Genomic DNA, 16,615 nt, shown 5'->3' on the forward strand with positions numbered 1-16,615 from the left:
CCGGCGCGAACCGGTCATGGCCGCTCGTCCAGGCAGGCGGCCGCGCCGGCGTCGCCCGATGATGGAAGTCCGGGGGCGCGCGACGTTCGAGAGCGGCGTATGGCTGTATGGCATGTTCGGGACTTCACACTGGACGACCTCGAAGCGGTGGTCCGGCTCGACGCCGAGAGCGCCACCACGGACCGCGCCGCCGTCTTCCGCCTCTCCGACGTGGTCGCCGCGTTGCAGGCACGGAATCCGAGCGTCGTCGTGGTGGCCGACGGACATCTCGTGGGCGCGGCGGTGGGCCGGGTGGACGGGGACCGGGCATGGGTGTTGCGCATCGCCCTGCACCCCGCCTGGCGGAACCTGGGCATGGGTTCCGCCTTGCTGTCCGCGCTGGAGCATCGTCTGCGGGACGACGGCGCCAGGATCGTCGCAGCGATACTGCCCGATGAGGAGACCGGCGCCACCGCACTGGTCAACTCCGGATTCCGCCCCCGCCGGGGGCTCACGTACTTCGAGAAGTCGGAGGCCGTCAGCGCCCAGGGCTCGACGGTCCTGGCCATGCTGGGCGCGGTCATGCCCGAAGCCCGCCTCTGGGAGCAACTCACGGGCATGGCCGACGAGAAGCGGCTCATCGAACGGCGCCTGGTGCTGCCCCTGGCGAATCCCGAGCTGGCGGACGCCCACGGAGTGGAGCCACCCCGCGCGGTCGTGCTGTTCGGTCCGCCGGGCACGGGCAAGAGCACGTTCGCCAGGGCCGTGGCCGGTCGGCTCGGCTGGCCGTTCGTCGAGCTCTTCCCCTCCCGGCTCGCGTCCGAGGACGGGCTGGCCACCGGACTCGGCCGCCGCTTCGAGGAGGTGGCGCAGCTCGACCACGTGCTGCTCTTCATCGACGAGGTCGAGGAGGTCGCCGGTACGCGCAGCCTCGCCGCCCCCGCGTCGGTCGGCGTGGTCAACGAACTCCTCAAGTCGATCGTGCGGTTCCGTGACCGCGACGGCCGGCTCCTCGTCTGCGCCACCAACTCGGTGACCACCCTGGACCCGGCGTTCCTGCGTCACGGCCGGTTCGACTACGTCCTGCCGGTCGGGCCACCCGACTCCGCGGCCCGCGACGTGCTGTGGGCCGGCTACACGGCGAAAACCGGTACCGCCGCCGACACCGCGGTCCTCGCCGAAGCCAGCGAGGGCTTCACTCCCGCCGACATCAGGCAGGTCGCCATGGCGGTTGCCCAGAGCGCGTTCGAGCGCACGCTCGACACGGGGGAGCGGACGCAGCCCAGCACCCAGGACTACCTGGACGCCATCCACCGCACCCGTCCGACCGTTTCCGAGGAGATGGCCCGGGAGTTCGCCGACCAGGCGGTCCGCTACGGGCGTGTCTGAGCGGCCGCCCTCGTTCCTCCGCCGTGGACGGGCGGCGGCGCGCAGGGGCCGGAGTCGCGTTCCGGCTTCCTGCCGTCGGCCGTCGCTCCCTCCGACGGCGCCGGTGAGGCCGGCAGGCGGGCGGATGTCGCCCGCAGCCGGGCCGCCTCCTGGCCGACACCCGCGTAGTCCGCGGAACGGGGAGCCGCCCGTACGGCCGCAGGGCCGGGTGTGTCACTCGCGTGACCATTCGGCCTCGGCCTGGGGCAGGCCGTCGGCATCGGCCTCTTCCCAGAGGCGGATCCTGATCGCCCGGGGGCCGGGAGCAGGCCGGGAGAGCGTGCGCACGAACACCTCCCGCAGGTGGTTGGCCGCCCGCTGGGGCGGCCCGTCGTACTCCAGCGGATTCTGGATGTGCTTGCCGTCCTGCCGGGACCAGTGGCCGTCGTCGTCCTGCGTCTCCAGAACCCATCGGTAGTGCCGCATCCTGGCCTCCCGTGCCGACGATCCCACCCCCGGACACGACGGTATGGGCGGGACGGGTCAACCGCGACCGGTGGACTCCGCCCGGCTACCGCTGAGCAGCCGGGCAAACCGCCGCCGACGGCCTGCGGTTCGCCCGGAACGGATCGCCGTCAGTACTCGGAGCCGCTTCGCAGGTAGGTGCCCACGACCTGGAGCCACGCCCCGGCGCTGAAGCACGCCTCGATCCGGTGCGGCGTGTCCTCGAAGACCCGCAGGACGCGCAGCGCGCCACTCGGATGCAGGTCGTACTCGAAGGTGACCCCGTCGGCGGCGTCCTCGTACTGCAGGTCCAGCGGCCCCTTCGACGGCTCCGCCGGCGCCCGGGCGTCGGCCGAGAGTTTCACGTAGACGGACATCTCTCTCCCGCCTTTCCTGTCTGCCCGAGGAGCCCGGCCCACGAGGCCGTCCCTCAGGACGCTTCGGCCGGTGGCTGGGAGCCGATGCCAGTGGCGATGAGGATCTGCCGTGCCGAGTCGCTTCCGCCGGCCTCGACCGCGCGGGCCATCGCGGCCAGGGCCGCCTCCTGGCTCGCCCGCGGGGGGACGACGAGCAGGCTGAAGTGGTCGCGGTCGCCCCGCGTGATGATCACGGTGTCGTCGCCGACCGGGTACCGGTCGATGTGCACCGCCCGGCCGTCGACGACCAGGCGGGCCGGGACGTCGTCCCAGGCTTGCGTGTCCAGGCCGACGCTCGCGATGGGGCCGAGGTGTTCGGTCAACGCGCGGACCAGGCCGGGAAGTTCGGCGCTGATGTCCCGTGAATGCGGCCACCACGCGCCGTCGAGCGCACCTTCGCGTGACTGGGTGGTCTCCAGGCGCAACAGGACCGTCCCCGGCTTCGCGGTCTGCCGGAACCGGTCCGGCAGAAGCCCGTGGTGCGAAGCACTGGTTTCATCCGACATGGCTCGCCACCCATCCGCGGGCGCGGGCCGAGCCAGCTGAGCGAGGGCCGACCCTCAGAGCGCGGCGGCTCGGGCCGCCCCGATATCCCCACGGTACTCCGCCCGCGCCGGACCGATCCGGCCGCTCAGGAGAGCCGCGGCGGGGGTGCGGCTGTCTCAGCGCCACTCGATCAGGAACAGGGTCGCGTCGTCACTCGTACGACCGCCCCGCTTCTCCTTCAGGACGTGGGAGAGAGCGCGCACCACGGCCCGTACCCCGGCCTGCGAGCGCTCGATGCGGTTGACCCAGTCGATGAGCTGTTCCTCCCCGAACTGCTCCCCGCCGGCCTCGCGCTCCTCGACTAGGCCGTCGGTGAAGCACAGGACCCGGTCACCGTGCCGCAGCACCCGCTCGCTGATCACCGGCTGCTCGCCGCCGAACCCGACCGGCAGGGTGGTGGCGCTCTCCAGCCTCTCGACGACGACGTGGTCGCGGATCAGCAACGGCTGAGGATGACCGGCGTTGACCCACTGAAGGTGGCCGGTTCCGGTGTCCAGGCGCATCATCTGCGCGGTGACGAAGTGGTCGGGCCCGAACTGCTCGGCGATGGCCCGGTCCATGAAGGCGTAGATCTCGGCCAGTCCGATGTCGGCGCGCCGGGCGTGCCGGTACGCGCCGATGGCGACGGTCGCCATGGTGGCGGCGTCCAGCCCGTGGCCCATCGCGTCGATCGTGGCCACGTGCAGGAGGTCGTCGTTGAGCGCGTAGTCGAAGCTGTCGCCGGCCACCTGGTAGGCGGGTTCGAGGATGCCGGCCACGGCGACCCGGGGAACAGTCATCGACAGCGGTGGCAGCAGCGACCACTGGATCTCCGCGGCCACGCTCATCGGTTCGAGGCGCCGGGCCTGGAAGATCCGGTCGGTGTAGCCGCTCTTGGTGATCAGCAGATCGGCGACCAGGGCGGCGAGGCGCCGCAGCTGCAACCGGTCGTGGTCGTCATCGACGGCGTCCAGTGTGAGGGCCAGGACCCCCATCTCGTCGCCGCCGTCCAGCAACGGCAGGTACACCCGCACCCCGTCGGCCTGCGGTTCCTCGACGGGGACACCGCGCAGGAAGGCCGCACCCGCGAGGGAGCCGTCGATCGGCATCGGCTCCCCGTCGGCCAACCCCCGCCCCGGAAGCGGCGTCAGCACCACCTGGCCGTAGTCCTGCAGCAGGAGCGCCGGGTCACGGCCGCCGAACCCGCGCACCGCGTCGGCGACCAGCGGAGCGATCAGCTGGGGCGGCAGCTCGCGGGACTGATCGAGCAGCGCGCCCAGCAGGCGTTCGCCGCGCCCCTCCGACCGGTCCGGTCCCGCTGCGCCGGACGGCCGCTCACCGCTCATCCCTGACTCACCGCCGACCTACTCCTGTCGCGGGCACTCGGCCCCGGCTTGGTCAACCCCGCCAATCGGTGCAGTTCGCCGGGCAGGTCCTTCCATTACGCCCGACGGCAGTGCATTGCGCCCCCGGGTCACGATTCCGCTCACCGGCCACCCGCCGGCGAAGCCCCGGGCGGGCGGAGCACAACCCCCACCGTGGTTGCAGCTCGGGTTGCATTCACCTCCGTCCATTGCCGTTCAGAGCCCGGCTGGCTGGACGCTCCGCCACAGGTCAGGACACGTGTGGACCTCCCCGGACAATCGGACGAACATTTGGAAAGCGTGTTGGGGGCAACCCCTCACGAGTTCGAATCTCGTATCCTCCGCAGGTAGACGGCCCGCACCGGGAAACCGGCGCGGGCCGTCCGCGTCCGTAGTCTCGTCCGCAGTCTCAACGGGCCGTTTCGGAGTCCTCCGCGCTGTCCTCGCCGGAGCCCTGCGAGCGACGTCCCGCAGGATGCCGCCGGTCACGGGTTGGCACCGCGCGGCCATGGCGGTGGACGACTATGCCATGATCTGCGTCACGACCCGCTCGGGGACGCAAGAATCAGCAGGACCGCCGCCGCAGTGTGCCGCGCGTCGTGCAACCGGCCGTCCCGCACTCCGGCGTCCTCCAGGAGGCGCTTCGGATAGCCAACCCTTCGGCTGCGGAGCCCCCGGGCGGAGCACGGATTACGCCAAGCCCCGCTCTCGTCGGTGACCGGTTGTCCTCACCTTGATCTGCCTGCTCGGAGGCCACGCCCGGACCGCTGCCGACGCCCCGTCCGGACGGTCGTTTTCCGACATCGCACACAACCGTTCGAACATTGCAGCGCCAGTAGGCGAAACCCCGTCCCGGGAGGGCCGGAATTGCGCTGGGATTGCCCGAAATCACCACCGACATCGAGGCGGTTGAGGTCGACATGGCAGAAGCGGGCAGGGCAACGACTGATCCGGCCAGACCCGACAGGGGTACGTCGGCGATCGGCGAAGAACTCTTCCGCGGGCTGCTGGAGGCGGCGCCCGACGCCATGGTCATCGTGGACGACACCGGGACGATCAGGCTCGTCAACGCGCAGACCGAGGCGCTGTTCGGCTACCGCCGCGAGGAACTCCTGGGAAAGCCGGTGGAGTTGCTGGTCCCCGGCCGGTTCCGCGGGCACCACGTCCGCCATCGCGAGCACTACGCCGCCAACCGACAACTGCGCCCGATGGGCGCCGGGCTGGAACTCCACGGACTGCGCAAGGACGGCACCGAGTTCCCGGTCGAGATCAGCCTCAGCCCGCTGGAAACCGTCGACGGGCCGCTGGTGTCCGCAGCTGTCCGTGACGTCAGCGAGCGGAAGGCTGCCGAGCAGCGCATCAGTGAACTGGCCGGACTGGTCGAGTCCTCCCAGGATGCCATCCTCGCCATGACCCTCGATGGGTACACCACTTACTGGAACGCCGCCGCACAGCGGATGTACGGCTATACGGCCGCCGAGGCCATCGGCCGGCACGTAAGTCTGTTGGCACCGGCCAACCGGACCGACGAGGTCGGTGCGATCCTCGACCGGCTGTGCGGCGGGGAGAAGGTCGAGCACTTCGGAACCCTACGGGTCACCCGGTCGGGTCGGCTACTGGACGTCGACGTCACGCTCTGGCCCACCCGCAGCGCCGACGGCACCGTCACCGGTGCGTGCGCCATCATCCGCGACATCAGCGACCTCAAACGGGTCGAGGCCGAACTCACCGCCCTCTACGAACAGCAGCGGCACATCGCCCTCACCCTCCAGCGCAGCCTCATGGGCACTCCCCCCTCCATCCCCGGGCTTGCCACCGCCCACCGGTATCGGCCCGCCACCCAGGGCGCCGGTGTGGGCGGCGACTGGTTCGACCTCATCCCGCTCGGCGCGGGCCGGGTGGGAATCATGATCGGCGACGTCATGGGCCGCGGCCTGGAGGCGGCCGCCGTGATGGGTCAGCTGCGCTCCGCCGCCCACGCCCTGGCAGCCATCGGGCTGGAACCCCGGCGGCTGATGCATGCCCTGGATACCTTCGTCGCCGGCCTGGACGTCCCCGATCAGCTCGTCACCTGCTGCTACCTCGTCATCGCTCCGGACACCCGGGAGGTGACCGTCTGCTCGGCTGGGCACCTGCCCGTCCTCATCACCGCCCCCGGCGAGCGGGTGCGCGGCCTGCCCGCTCCGGTGAGCGCGCCACTCGGCGTCGGAGGCGTACCGCACCAGCAGAATTCCGTCGTCCTGCCGCCCGGTACCACCCTCGCCCTCTACACCGACGGACTGATCGAGACCCCCGGGAGCGACATCGAGCAGCGGCTCACCGACCTGACCGCGATCCTGACCGGCGCTCTGGCTGCCACCAACGACCTGGAGGCCGCCGCCGACCACGTCCTCGGCGTCGTGCTCCCCGACGCCGCCGAGCACGACGACGACGTCACCCTGCTCCTGGCCCGACTGCCCCAGGCGCCCCTGGCCACCGCCGCGATCGACCTGCCCGCCATCGCCGCCTCCGTGCCCGAGGCCCGGGCCTTCGTCGGCAAGGTCATCGCGGCCTGGGGCGAGGTCCACCGGGCCGCGGACGCCCAACTCCTCACCTCCGAGCTGCTGGCCAACGCGGTCCAGCACGCCGAGGGCCCGGTCCACCTGAGCCTGTACCGGCACGCCTCCGAACTCGCCATCGAGATTGCCGACCGCAGCCCGCACCTGCCGCAGCCCCGCCTGGCCGAGAACGACGACGAGTCCGGCCGCGGCCTGCTGCTCGTCGACGTCCTCGCCGACAACTGGGGTGTGCGCCCCGCTGTGGAGGGGAAGACGACCTGGTTCACCCTGTCCCTGGACCCGGCGGAGACGCCATCGGACCGGTAGCGGCCGGTCCGACCGCCACCAGCGGCTGCGACCTCGCCCTGCCGCATCCAGTCGTCCGGTCCGCCTTCACCCGCGTCGTGCAGAAGCGCTACGGCGCAGAAGCACTACGGCGGACGGAACCGGCCGAGGAAGAACATGCCTCTGCTCGGTGTCAGTAATCCGCAGTAGCCCCGGCTTGCCCGCCGCCGTGTCCTCTGCCGGGCGCGAGGCACCGCCGACGACGGAGGAGCGGAGCAGCCGGGCCGCAAGCCCTGCGGGCGACCACGAGCGTGTCCGAAAGATCGGGTAAGTCCGTGATGTGACAGGCTGGCCGGGGCCTGCGTTCTGGGCCTTGATCGGCCGGGACGGGAGATGCACCGTGAAAGTCCTGCGACCCACACTGGCGAAGGTGCCGTGGATGCTCGCGGCGCTGGTCCTCGTGGCCGGCCTCCTGCTGGACCGTTTCGCGCCCCAGCCGTACACGGGGCTCCCGCTGCTGGCAGCCGCACCACTCATCGCGGGTGCCACACTGTCCTTCCGCTCCGCGCTCGCCGTCGTGTGCGTCACGTGCGTGGTCTCGGTGTTGGTGGACATCGAACGCGGGCGTCCGGCGACACCACTGATCGTCGATCTCGCCGTGGTCAGCGTGATCGGCGTGCTGGCTCTCGCGGTCAACCAGCTGATCGTGCGGCAAGGGCACGATCTGGCACTGACCAGGGACGTCGCGGAGAGGGTCCAGCGGGCGGTGCTCCCGGAGCCCCCGAGGAACGTCGGGCCGCTGGCAGTGGCTGCGGGGTACACGGCGGCGCAGGCCGAGGCACGGATCGGCGGTGATTTCTTCGCCGTGCAGGAGACGCCGTTCGGGGTGCGGATGGTCATCGGCGATGTGCGGGGCAAAGGTATTGCGGCTGTCGCCACCGTGTCGATCGCGATCGGAGCCTTCCGCCAGGAGGCCGAGTACGCTCCCAGCCTGGTCACGTTGGGACAGCGGATCGACGAGGCGGTGACCAGAGAAGCAGCCCGGAGCGACCCGCTGTCTTCTACGGAGGGCTTCGTCACCGCCGTGCTGGCCGAGGTCTCCGCCGACGGCGAGGTACTGAGCCTGGTGAACCGCGGGCATCCGCCCCCGTACCTGATGTACGACGGACAGCTCGCGCGGCTCGACCCGACCGTCCCACAGCTGCCCCTCGGCCTGGGACTGGGCGATCTCGCTCCTGCCGGCTCCGTGCCCGCCGATGTCGTGCGGCTGCCCCCGGGGGCCTCGCTACTGCTGGTGACCGACGGTGTCACCGAGGCGCGGGACAAGCGGGGGACTTTCTACGATCCGCTCGCCTCAGAGCGCATGCACAGGCAGTTCAGTGGCCCCGATGCGGTGGTGGACACCCTCACCGAAGACGTCGGCCACTGGACCGAGGGCAAACGCGACGACGACATGGCCATCCTGGTGGTCACCCGGCGCCACCACCCTTCCCGCGCCACCTGATCAGGAAGCGGACTCCCACGGCGCCGCCGCGCCGCCGGTATCGGTGCAGTGCGCCCACACCACCGCTGTGGCGTGCTCAACGGCGGGAGTTGCCCGCGTGGATGGCTTTCCCCAGGCGGTGGCCGGGGTGCGGAGTGGGCGGGCGGTGGATGGCGACGAGCGCGGCGTCGTCGTCGAGTCGCCCGCCGACGTGGGCGAGGAGGTCGCGACGGATGTGGTGCAGGAGCACGTCGGGAGAGCTGTCCGTCCAGTGCGCGGTCCGCTCCGCGAGAGGGTAGAAGTCGCCGTCGTGATCGCGGGCCTCGATGACGCCGTCGGTGTAGAGGAGCAGGGTGTCGCCGACCTGGAAGGCCACCACATCGGGGGCGTGGTCCGCCGCCGCCATCTCGGCCACGCCCAGTGGAGGCGCGGGGTGCAGGCTCAGGGGCGAGACGGAGTGGTCCGGCGTGAGGAGCAGAGGCGGGGGGTGTCCACAGCTGATCATCTGGGTGGCGGAGCCGCCGTCGGGGATCTCCAGCAGCAGAACGGTGGCGAAGTGCTCTCCCGCGTCGCCGTCCGGTGTCGCGAACTCGGCCTGGTAGCGGCTGATGCTGTGCTCCAGGGCTGCGGCCAGCGCCGGAAGGTCCGTGTGCTGGTGTGCAGCCTCGCGAAAGGCTCCGAGCAGGATCGCGGCCTCTCCGACCGCGGGCAGGCCCTTGCCCCTGACGTCGCCGATCATCACTCGGACCCCGTCTTCGGTGCGGGTGGCCGCATACAGGTCACCCCCGATCCGGGCCTCTTCCTCGGCGGCCAGATAGAGGCAGGAGATCTGCAGCGGGCCGATCTGCTCGGGCAGCGGCCACAACAGGACGTGCTGCGCGGCCTCGGACACGGACCGCACCTTGGCCAGCTGGCGGTCGCGCCGCTCGCGTACCAGACAGAAACAGACGACCAGGACCGACAGCACGGCGAGGGTGACGATCTGCACCAGGTGGTTCGTCGTGGTCAGTCCTCCGTGGAAGACCGCGATGATCACCTGCGCTGCCAGGGCCAGCGCTCCCATTGCCGCGGTCGACCGGGGACCGGCGAACGACGCGGTGATCGCGGGCGCGATGACCAGAGCCGGCCCCAGGTGGACGCCCGTGGGAGAACGAAGGTCCGCCACGGTGATCACCGCGATGAGCACGAGCGGAATCACCAGCAGCGCATGGCGCGACCGCCATGGCTGCCCCAGACCGGCGAAGCGCCGTCCGAGACCCACCCTTTTACTGTGCACCTCTCCCGCGTCGCCGACGAACGCGGAGCACGGGCGATGGCCGCCGTCACCGAGTCCGGTGGCACGTCGTGACCCGCTCCGGTTGAGGCGGGGGTGTGATCGATACCGAGTCGGACTCCCTTCGTGCCGTCCTCGCCGGTGCACCTGGTGTCAATGGGCGGCCACGGACTCCGGGCCGGCGTCCGCCACCCCCGCGCGTCCGCCGTCGACCCCGCGCAGCGCCTGCGCCTCGGCCAACGCCTGCGGCGAGAGCGGCTTGGGCCCCCGGCCGTCGCGGCAGGCCGGAACCCGGGGGTGCTCCAGGCGCGCCGGGCGTTCCAGGGTGTTCGTTTCGGCACCGTCGGCCATGGTTCGGGCCGACCCCGGCGGCGCGAACCGGTGGCGGGCGATGACCGCGCCCGTGGGGGTCGCGATCGACAGGTACGGCTCGTCCAGCCGGTGGTGGACCGTCACCAACGCGCCGACGAGGTCGGGCTGGACCGCGTAGAAGCTGTCGCGGTACGGCACCAGCCCCTCCGGGCCGACGACCCGGTGAGCGCACAATCGCGCGGGGAACGGGGTGACCGGCAGGGCCGGCAGGGCCGGCAGGGCCGGCAGGGCCGGCAGCCGATGGTCGTCCTGGGCGTCCTGGCACAGTGCGAGCCGATCGAGCTCGTCCTGGGCATCGGTCAACCAGGTGTCACGCGCGGCGCCGTGCCACCAGTCACGCAGCACCGCGCCCCGGGCCTCGTCCGGCGGGTCGACGTGGTCGGCCGGACCAAGCCGGACTGCCGCGCCGTAGTAGCGAGCCACCTGCGCGAAGGCCGGCTTCGGCTGGCCGGTCGCGACGCTGCACGCGACCGGCGTCCGGCCGAGCCACCAGCGTTCGGGGGTGCCACCGAACCGGCGCAGTACCCGGTCGATCGCCTCCACCAGGTGCGGAAGGTCGTCGCCGTCGCTCAGCACGCCGCGCCAGCGACCGGAGGTGGTGAGGGTGCCGAGCAGCAGGTGCGCGTGGGTACCACACCCCCACCACGCCGGCGGGGCGGGCAACCGGAGCCAGTCGAACCGGATCTCCTGGCCGCCTCGTGGCGCGACCGTCGGCCCGCCCGGGTACGCACCGGGCGGGCAGTGCGCACAGGGCGGACGCAGCAGGTGCCGACGCAGCGACCGGGTGAAGGTGGAGTAGGCGCCGCGGTAGCCGAGCTCGACCACCTCCGCGAACAGCCGGGTCGCCAGGAGGTGCGGGTCATCGGCCAGCCGCTGCCGGCAGTAGGGCAGGAAGAGCAGGAACACGTCCGGCGTCGCACTGCGCACGCCCGCGACCCGGCCGCCGCCGAGATAGGACCGCACCGTTTTGCGGTCGCGCCCCAGATGCCGGGCGATCGCCGAGATCGACCAGCCCTGGAGATGCAGCTCCCGCATCTCCAAGTATTCCTTTCCGGCGAGCATTCCAGTCCCCCTGCCGAAACCGACCAAAAAATCATGCCGGGTGCACGTGGATGGCGGATCCCTCCAACGAGCCAAAGACCTTACAGGAGTATCCGGAAGATGCGAAGCGGGCAGGATGTCTACACCAATGGCTCGTTGGGCATTACGGGGGAGGATGTGGTCTCCGCGTGCGCCGCCCGTCGCACCACTCGGGGAGGATCATTAAGCAGGTGCGGCCAGTTATGAACATATGACCACCACTCTGATGGGTGAGGAATTTTCGCGAGCATCATGCGGGATCCCTAATCCAGCAGCCCGGGTGGACCGACCGGGGAATTCCATGTAGCATGCCCGAAATGAGCTATTAAAGGTCGCTCGGATTGCGGACATTCGATGGGCCATCCCCGTCGTTGATCGGGGTATGAGTGTAATTCGTCAATGGCAAAATTTGCCCCCGGCAGACCGGGACCCCGTGTGCAGCGTCGGCACCTGGCTATTTGTGCCCGATCGTCGAAATCCTGCGGGAGACGTGCAGTGCGGCTACCTGTCGCGCAACGGGGAGCGCGTCGTCCTGGCGCACTGTTCCCGGTTGCTGGCCGACTTCCTGCGTACGATCCGCCACCTCCAGGAGAACCACGCCCAGCGCACCGGCTCCTCGGCCTCGGCCGAATGCTGACCCGCACGACTCGGCGGCGGGCGAGCAGGGCAGCGGACGGCACAAAGTTGGGAGTTGGCGATGTACGACCCGATGGGCGAGTCCTCCGCCTGGTTCCGGACCGGGGCCAGTGTCCTCGGCGTCCCGACCGCCGAGGAATGGGTCAGTTGGGACAGCGGGCAGCCCGGATGGGACAGCGGGCAGCCAGGGCCGCTCCACGCCTACGCGTCGCTGGACGACCTCAGCCTGCTCGACACCGTGCCGCACCAGGCGACGAGAGAGCCCGCTCCGGCCGTCCGGCACCGCCGCGAACAGCGGGTGACATCGTGGCCGCTGGTCTTCCGCAGGCTGTTCGGGGTACTGACGGCCATGACGGTCACCGCCGTCTGCGTGCTGGACTGGGTGCTCTGCTACAACCCGCTGCGCGACCTCGCCGGGTCCCGGGTGCCGCACGGAATGGACCACCTGTGGCCAGTGATCATCTACGGGCCGTGGCTGGTGGGCAGCCTCTCGACGCTGCGCAGCACGCTGGAGTCACGCAGGCTGGTGCACGCGTGGGTCGTGGTGGTCGTCTTCTCCGGCATCGCGACGGGGTTGTGTTCCTTCGAGGTGTACCGGACATCTCTCGATCCGCTCGACATCGTCGTCGCGGGCCTGCCGCCGATCACCTCGGCCGTCTGTCTGCACCAGTTGGTGCGGCAGATCGCAGCGACCTCTCGTCCCTCCCGCCCGTCGCCACGACACACCACCCACCGGGTGTCGCGGCGGCGAAGGCGCTGAGCCCGGGCCGGAGGCCCGTCCCCGTCGGCCCGCTCAGCCGTGTCGACAACGGCTGAACTGCCGAGAAGCCGTCGTCGCGCGCCCCGACGCCGACCGGTGGGTGCGGGAAACCCTGACGGCTCCCCGGCCACGCTTGCCCTCGACCTGCCGTGCCACCGACCCGGGCGGCAGACGGACACGAAGACCACCCGGGCCGTTGGGCTGCCGGCCGCGGTCACAGGGGCGGAACGCGGTCGACGGCCTCAGGGTGTCTCCGCGTTCCCGAGGGCCCCGACGGGTTCCGACGCTGTCGGTGAATCCGGAGTCCTGATCACTTCGCCCCGCCGAGCTGCTCGGCGGGGCGAGTGCTGCGAAGTGGCTGGTGCGGGTGCGGGCCGCCGGTAGGGCACGGGGTCGGGTTCGGGTGGTCAGCCGCTGCGCAGGGCCTTGAGGGGGTCGGTGCGGGCGGCGCGGAGAGCCGGGTAGAGGCCGGCCAGCAGGCCGACGACGGTGCCGATCAGCGGGGCGGGGAGGGTGGCCGCGGGCTGGAGGACGGCGGTCCAGGAGCGGGCCGCGGCCACCGCCAGCACGACCAGGACGCCCAAGCTGGTGCCGAGCAGGCCGCCGAGAGTGCCGAGGGCGGTGGACTCGGTGAGGAACTGGGCCGCGATGTGGTGGGTGCGGGCGCCGAGCGAGCGGCGCAGGCCGATCTCCTGGGTGCGTTCCAGGACGGCGACCAGGGTGGTGTTGGCGATCCCGACCGCACCGACCACCAGGCAGATCGCGGCGAGCGCGAGGAACAGACCGGTGAGGTCCGAGGTGATGTGGTCCTGCAGGCTGTGCGGGTCCGGCGGCGGGGTCACCGTGAACCGGGAGGCCGCGTCGGGGCGCAGGGCCACCGCCAGCTGCCGGGCGACCACCGGGGCCGCCCCGACCCTGGTCGCGGCCAGCAGGTGGGCGCCCTGGTCCTGGCCCTTGCCGGGGTTGCCGAAGCGGTCCAGCGCCGTGGTGCCGGGGATGATCACCCCGAGCAGGGTGTCGGGCAGCCGCTGCACGTCCGAGTAGACGCCGATCACGGTGTACGGCAGACCGTCGATGAAGATCGCCGGCTGGGCGTCGAGGCGGGTGACGCCGAGTCGGCCGGCCGCCGTGCGACTGAGCAGCACCACGGGCAGCCGGGCCTGCTGCGCGTACGGGTCCAGGGTGACCCCGGCGGCGAGAGTCGGCCGCATCGCCGTGACCGCGCCGGGCGTGGCCGCGAAGAGGGAGAGCCCCTGTCCCGCGGAGCCGTCGGAGGTCGGCGAGGTGCCGATCCGGTGCTGGTCGGCCGGGACCCGCCACCAGACGCCTGCGGCGGTGACACCGTTCACCCCCCGGGCCCGGGCGTCCGCGTCCTCCGGGAAGCTCATCGGCGGGTTGGTCCCGGGCGGCACGCCGTCCTCCACCGGGTTGTCGGCCACGGTCACCGTGGTCGCCTTGGTGAGGTCGAACTGCCGGCCGATCTGCCCCGAGGCGGTTGCGGTCAGGCCGAGGACGGCCACGAAGGCGCCGATGCCGAGCACGGTGCCGAGCATGGTCAGCACCGAGCGGCCCGGCCGCTGCAGCACCCCGGCCAGTGCCTCCGCGGCCAGGTCCCGCAGGCTCAGCCGAGAGGGCGGGTCACTGACGGCGCTGCGGCCCCTCGGCTCGCGGCTCCTCGGCTCGCGGGCCATCAGGCGGTCACCGGCTCGCTGAGGCGGCCGTCGCTGATCCGCACCGTCCGCTGCGCCCCGCCGGCCACGGCCGGGTCGTGGGTGATCACGACCAGCGTGTAGCCCTGTTCGTGCAGCTGCCGGAAGTGGTTCAGCACGGACTTCGCGTTGGCCGAGTCCAGGTTGCCGGTCGGCTCGTCGCAGAGCAACAGGCTGGGCCGGTTCACCAGCGCCCGGGCGATCGCGATCCGTTGCCGTTCGCCGCCGGAGAGGACGGTCGGCAGCGAGTCGGCCCGGTGGCCGAGGCCGACCAGGCTCAGGGCGGCCCTGGCGGCCTCCCGGCGCCCGGCGCGCGGGGTGCGGTTGTAGACCTGGGCGAGCAGCACGTTCTCCTCGGCCGTCCGGTTCGGCAGCAGGTGGAAGGACTGGAACACGAAGCCGATCCGCCGCCCGCGCAGGGTGGAGCGGTCGCGGTCGGAGAGCCGTGCGGTGTCGATGCCGTCCAGGGTGTAGCTGCCGGTGGTCGGGGTGTCGAGTAGGCCGAGCAGGTGCAGCAGGGTGGACTTCCCCGATCCCGACGGGCCGGTGATCGCCACGTACTCGTTCCGCTCGATCGTCAGATCGCAGGGGTGCAGCGCGACGACGGGCGGGGTGCCGGGGAAGCTCCGCCCCACCCCGTCGAGTCGGATGACCGGTGTCACTCGCCGACCACCACCTGGTCCCCCTCGGCGAGTTTCGCGCCCCCGGTCGGGGTGACGCCGACGAAGCCGTTGGCGTTGACCCCGGTCGTCACGGGAACGGTGGTGCGCTGCCCTGCCCGGTCGACCCTGGTGACGGCGGTCTGCCCGGCGGAGTCGGTGAAGACGGCCGCGACCGGGACGCCCAGCACCGGGTCCGCCGCGCTGCTCCTCAGCACGGTGATCCGTACGTTCTGCCCGCTGAAGGCGGCGGGTAGCGGGTCGGCCGGGGCGATCTGCAGGGGCACGTAGGCGGCGACCGGCTGGCCCCCGGGCGCGTTCGGCGCACCCGCGCCTCCGGTGCCGGTGCCACCCGCGCCGCCGCCGGCCCCGGCACCGGCACCGGCACCGGCCGCACCGCCAACCGCGATCACCCGGCCGGCCGGTGGGGTCGTGCTCTGCGCGCCGAGTTCGGCCACGGTGCCCTTGACCGTCGTCCCGCTCGCCTCGGAGAAGATCTCGACCGCCATGCCCGGCTTGATCCCAGCCGCCTGAGCCGGGGTGAGCTGCCCGGTGGCGGCCAGGCCGCCGCTGGTGAGCGAGAGCAGCGGACCGGAGACCGGCGCGCCGACCGCCGAGTTGACGGCCGTGACGGTGGCCGGCAGCGACGGCAGGAAGACCACCTCACCGGCCGGGACCATCGGCCCGTTGACCGCCTCCGCCTTGGCGAGGGCGTCCTCGTCCTCGGCCAGCTTCTTCCGGGCGTTGGCGAGTTGCTGTGCGAGGCCCGGCCCGGCGGGGGCACCCTGAGCCTGCCCTCCGGAGGTCGGACCTGTGGAGGTCCCGCCTGCGGCGGTGGCACCGCCGGGGGCGGTCGGCGCCGGGGTGCCGGCTGGCGCGGACGTGCCGGCCGCCTGCTGCGCCTTGAGCCCGTCGACGGTCTGCTGGTCGGCCTCGACGGTCTTCCGCGCGGTGTCGACGGCCTGCTGGGTGGTCGCGCCGGTCGTCGGCGCGGTGTAGCCGAGGTGGTGGTAGTAGTCAGCGACGGCCTTGGCCGTGCCGGGACCGTACGTCCCCGGCGCATCGTCGCCGCGCCCGTAGCCGAGCCGGTCCAGTGCGGCCTGGAGTTCCGTGACGTCCGGGCCGCTGGAGCCCGGCTTGAGATCCCGGTACGCGGGCACCGGGCCCTCCAGCACGAACAGCGGCTGGCCGGAGACCTCGGCGAGCTTGCGGCCGCTGGCGACCTGGTCGCCGGACTTGACCGAGAGCGCCGAGACGTAGAGCTGGGTGATGTCCGGAGAGGCCGCCGTCGGCGAGACGTTGTACTGCGTCGGCGGGTACACCTGGCCCCGGATGACGGTGGTCTCGGTGAGTACCTGCTTGGTCACCCGGGCGGTCATCAGGGTGCTGGGCGGCGGTGCGGTGTCCGCGGCCCGCTCGGCGGGCGACTTGATCAGCGAGGCGGCGCCCAGCCCTCCGCCGGCCACCACGGTCGCGGCCACCGCGACCCCCAGGAGCGCACGGCGGCGGCGCGCCAACCGCGGCCGCCCCGGCCCGGCCTGGCCGCCACCCGGACCGCCGGACAGCTCGTCCGGCTCCTCACCCCGGCCGCCCGACGGCTCGTCCGTCTCCACCGACACGACGTCGGCCCCTCCCCGTCCCGCGCGCCCTCGGCCCCGGGACCGT

General features: G+C 72.0%; 14 protein-coding genes. 5 read left to right on the forward strand and 9 right to left on the reverse strand.

The features are described 5' to 3' along the window. The first annotated feature begins 99 nt into the window (after nucleotides 1–99). Nucleotides 100–1,368 carry an ATP-binding protein gene (locus tag ACWC9T_RS00445; protein WP_449818860.1) on the forward strand — a complete coding sequence of 423 codons (1,269 nt, stop codon included), beginning with the start codon at nucleotides 100–102 and terminating at the stop codon, nucleotides 1,366–1,368. Between the two features lie 213 nt (nucleotides 1,369–1,581). On the opposite strand, the gene ACWC9T_RS00450 is transcribed toward ACWC9T_RS00445, so the two are convergent. From ACWC9T_RS00450 to ACWC9T_RS00465, 4 genes are all read right to left on the reverse strand, one after another. Then, nucleotides 1,582–1,833 (reverse strand): hypothetical protein, encoded by a 252-nt coding sequence (locus ACWC9T_RS00450; protein WP_449818861.1) that lies wholly within the window; start codon nucleotides 1,831–1,833, stop codon nucleotides 1,582–1,584. Nucleotides 1,834–1,982: 149 nt separating this feature from the next. After that, a complete protein-coding gene (locus ACWC9T_RS00455; protein ID WP_449818862.1) occupies nucleotides 1,983–2,228 on the reverse strand; it encodes a hypothetical protein in 246 nt (81 codons plus the stop codon). A gap of 53 nt (nucleotides 2,229–2,281) precedes the next feature. Next, nucleotides 2,282–2,773 carry a DUF5994 family protein gene (locus ACWC9T_RS00460; RefSeq protein WP_449818863.1) on the reverse strand — a complete coding sequence of 164 codons (492 nt, stop codon included), beginning with the start codon at nucleotides 2,771–2,773 and terminating at the stop codon, nucleotides 2,282–2,284. A gap of 156 nt (nucleotides 2,774–2,929) precedes the next feature. Beyond that, nucleotides 2,930–4,138 (reverse strand): PP2C family protein-serine/threonine phosphatase, encoded by a 1,209-nt coding sequence (locus tag ACWC9T_RS00465; RefSeq protein WP_449818864.1) that lies wholly within the window; start codon nucleotides 4,136–4,138, stop codon nucleotides 2,930–2,932. Nucleotides 4,139–5,076: 938 nt separating this feature from the next. Between ACWC9T_RS00465 and ACWC9T_RS00470 the strand changes: the two genes are divergently transcribed. Beyond that, complete coding sequence (locus ACWC9T_RS00470; RefSeq protein ID WP_449819021.1) at nucleotides 5,077–7,020, forward strand: PAS domain S-box protein; 1,944 nt, start codon at nucleotides 5,077–5,079, stop codon at nucleotides 7,018–7,020. Between the two features lie 397 nt (nucleotides 7,021–7,417). Further along, nucleotides 7,418–8,482, forward strand: a complete 1,065-nt coding sequence (locus ACWC9T_RS00475; RefSeq protein ID WP_449818865.1) for a PP2C family protein-serine/threonine phosphatase — start codon at nucleotides 7,418–7,420, stop codon at nucleotides 8,480–8,482. A gap of 76 nt (nucleotides 8,483–8,558) precedes the next feature. Here ACWC9T_RS00475 and ACWC9T_RS00480 read toward each other — a convergent pair whose 3' ends face one another. Together ACWC9T_RS00480 and ACWC9T_RS00485 are read right to left on the reverse strand one after the other, a co-directional pair. Then, nucleotides 8,559–9,722 (reverse strand): PP2C family protein-serine/threonine phosphatase, encoded by a 1,164-nt coding sequence (locus ACWC9T_RS00480; protein ID WP_449818866.1) that lies wholly within the window; start codon nucleotides 9,720–9,722, stop codon nucleotides 8,559–8,561. 165 nt (nucleotides 9,723–9,887) lie between these two features. Further along, nucleotides 9,888–11,141, reverse strand: a complete 1,254-nt coding sequence (locus tag ACWC9T_RS00485) for a Mu transposase domain-containing protein (RefSeq protein ID WP_449818867.1) — start codon at nucleotides 11,139–11,141, stop codon at nucleotides 9,888–9,890. 535 nt (nucleotides 11,142–11,676) lie between these two features. Between ACWC9T_RS00485 and ACWC9T_RS00490 the strand changes: the two genes are divergently transcribed. Continuing rightward, nucleotides 11,677–11,823: a hypothetical protein gene (locus tag ACWC9T_RS00490; protein WP_449818868.1), complete on the forward strand. Its 147-nt coding sequence runs from the start codon at nucleotides 11,677–11,679 to the stop codon at nucleotides 11,821–11,823. A gap of 60 nt (nucleotides 11,824–11,883) precedes the next feature. Next, nucleotides 11,884–12,582, forward strand: coding sequence for a hypothetical protein (locus ACWC9T_RS00495; protein ID WP_449818869.1), 699 nt, complete (start codon nucleotides 11,884–11,886; stop codon nucleotides 12,580–12,582). A gap of 407 nt (nucleotides 12,583–12,989) precedes the next feature. On the opposite strand, the gene ACWC9T_RS00500 is transcribed toward ACWC9T_RS00495, so the two are convergent. The 3 genes from ACWC9T_RS00500 to ACWC9T_RS00510 are packed head-to-tail and all read right to left on the reverse strand — an operon-like array spanning nucleotide 12,990 to nucleotide 16,569. Beyond that, nucleotides 12,990–14,273: an ABC transporter permease gene (locus ACWC9T_RS00500; protein WP_449818870.1), complete on the reverse strand. Its 1,284-nt coding sequence runs from the start codon at nucleotides 14,271–14,273 to the stop codon at nucleotides 12,990–12,992. After that, a complete protein-coding gene (locus ACWC9T_RS00505; protein ID WP_449818871.1) occupies nucleotides 14,273–14,953 on the reverse strand; it encodes an ABC transporter ATP-binding protein in 681 nt (226 codons plus the stop codon). The genes ACWC9T_RS00500 and ACWC9T_RS00505 overlap by 1 nt, the downstream gene beginning before the upstream one ends. Beyond that, a complete protein-coding gene (locus tag ACWC9T_RS00510; protein WP_449818872.1) occupies nucleotides 14,950–16,569 on the reverse strand; it encodes a peptidoglycan-binding protein in 1,620 nt (539 codons plus the stop codon). The genes ACWC9T_RS00505 and ACWC9T_RS00510 overlap by 4 nt, the downstream gene beginning before the upstream one ends. Nucleotides 16,570–16,615 lie beyond the last annotated feature (46 nt).

Source organism: Kitasatospora sp. NPDC001159, from assembly GCF_053598235.1.

Excerpts from the sequence above, each read along its gene's own strand:
- ACWC9T_RS00475 (WP_449818865.1), top strand. The coding sequence starts at position 7,418 with ATGCTCGCGGCGCTGGTCCTCGTGGCCGGCCTCCTGCTGGACCGTTTC.
- ACWC9T_RS00485 (WP_449818867.1), bottom strand. The coding sequence starts at position 11,141 with ATGCGGGAGCTGCATCTCCAGGGCTGGTCGATCTCGGCGATCGCCCGG.
- ACWC9T_RS00445 (WP_449818860.1), top strand. The coding sequence starts at position 100 with ATGGCTGTATGGCATGTTCGGGACTTCACACTGGACGACCTCGAAGCG.
- ACWC9T_RS00500 (WP_449818870.1), bottom strand. The coding sequence starts at position 14,273 with ATGGCCCGCGAGCCGAGGAGCCGCGAGCCGAGGGGCCGCAGCGCCGTC.
- ACWC9T_RS00455 (WP_449818862.1), bottom strand. The coding sequence starts at position 2,228 with ATGTCCGTCTACGTGAAACTCTCGGCCGACGCCCGGGCGCCGGCGGAG.
- ACWC9T_RS00495 (WP_449818869.1), top strand. The coding sequence starts at position 11,884 with ATGTACGACCCGATGGGCGAGTCCTCCGCCTGGTTCCGGACCGGGGCC.
- ACWC9T_RS00470 (WP_449819021.1), top strand. The coding sequence starts at position 5,077 with ATGGCAGAAGCGGGCAGGGCAACGACTGATCCGGCCAGACCCGACAGG.
- ACWC9T_RS00465 (WP_449818864.1), bottom strand. The coding sequence starts at position 4,138 with ATGAGCGGTGAGCGGCCGTCCGGCGCAGCGGGACCGGACCGGTCGGAG.
- ACWC9T_RS00450 (WP_449818861.1), bottom strand. The coding sequence starts at position 1,833 with ATGCGGCACTACCGATGGGTTCTGGAGACGCAGGACGACGACGGCCAC.
- ACWC9T_RS00460 (WP_449818863.1), bottom strand. The coding sequence starts at position 2,773 with ATGTCGGATGAAACCAGTGCTTCGCACCACGGGCTTCTGCCGGACCGG.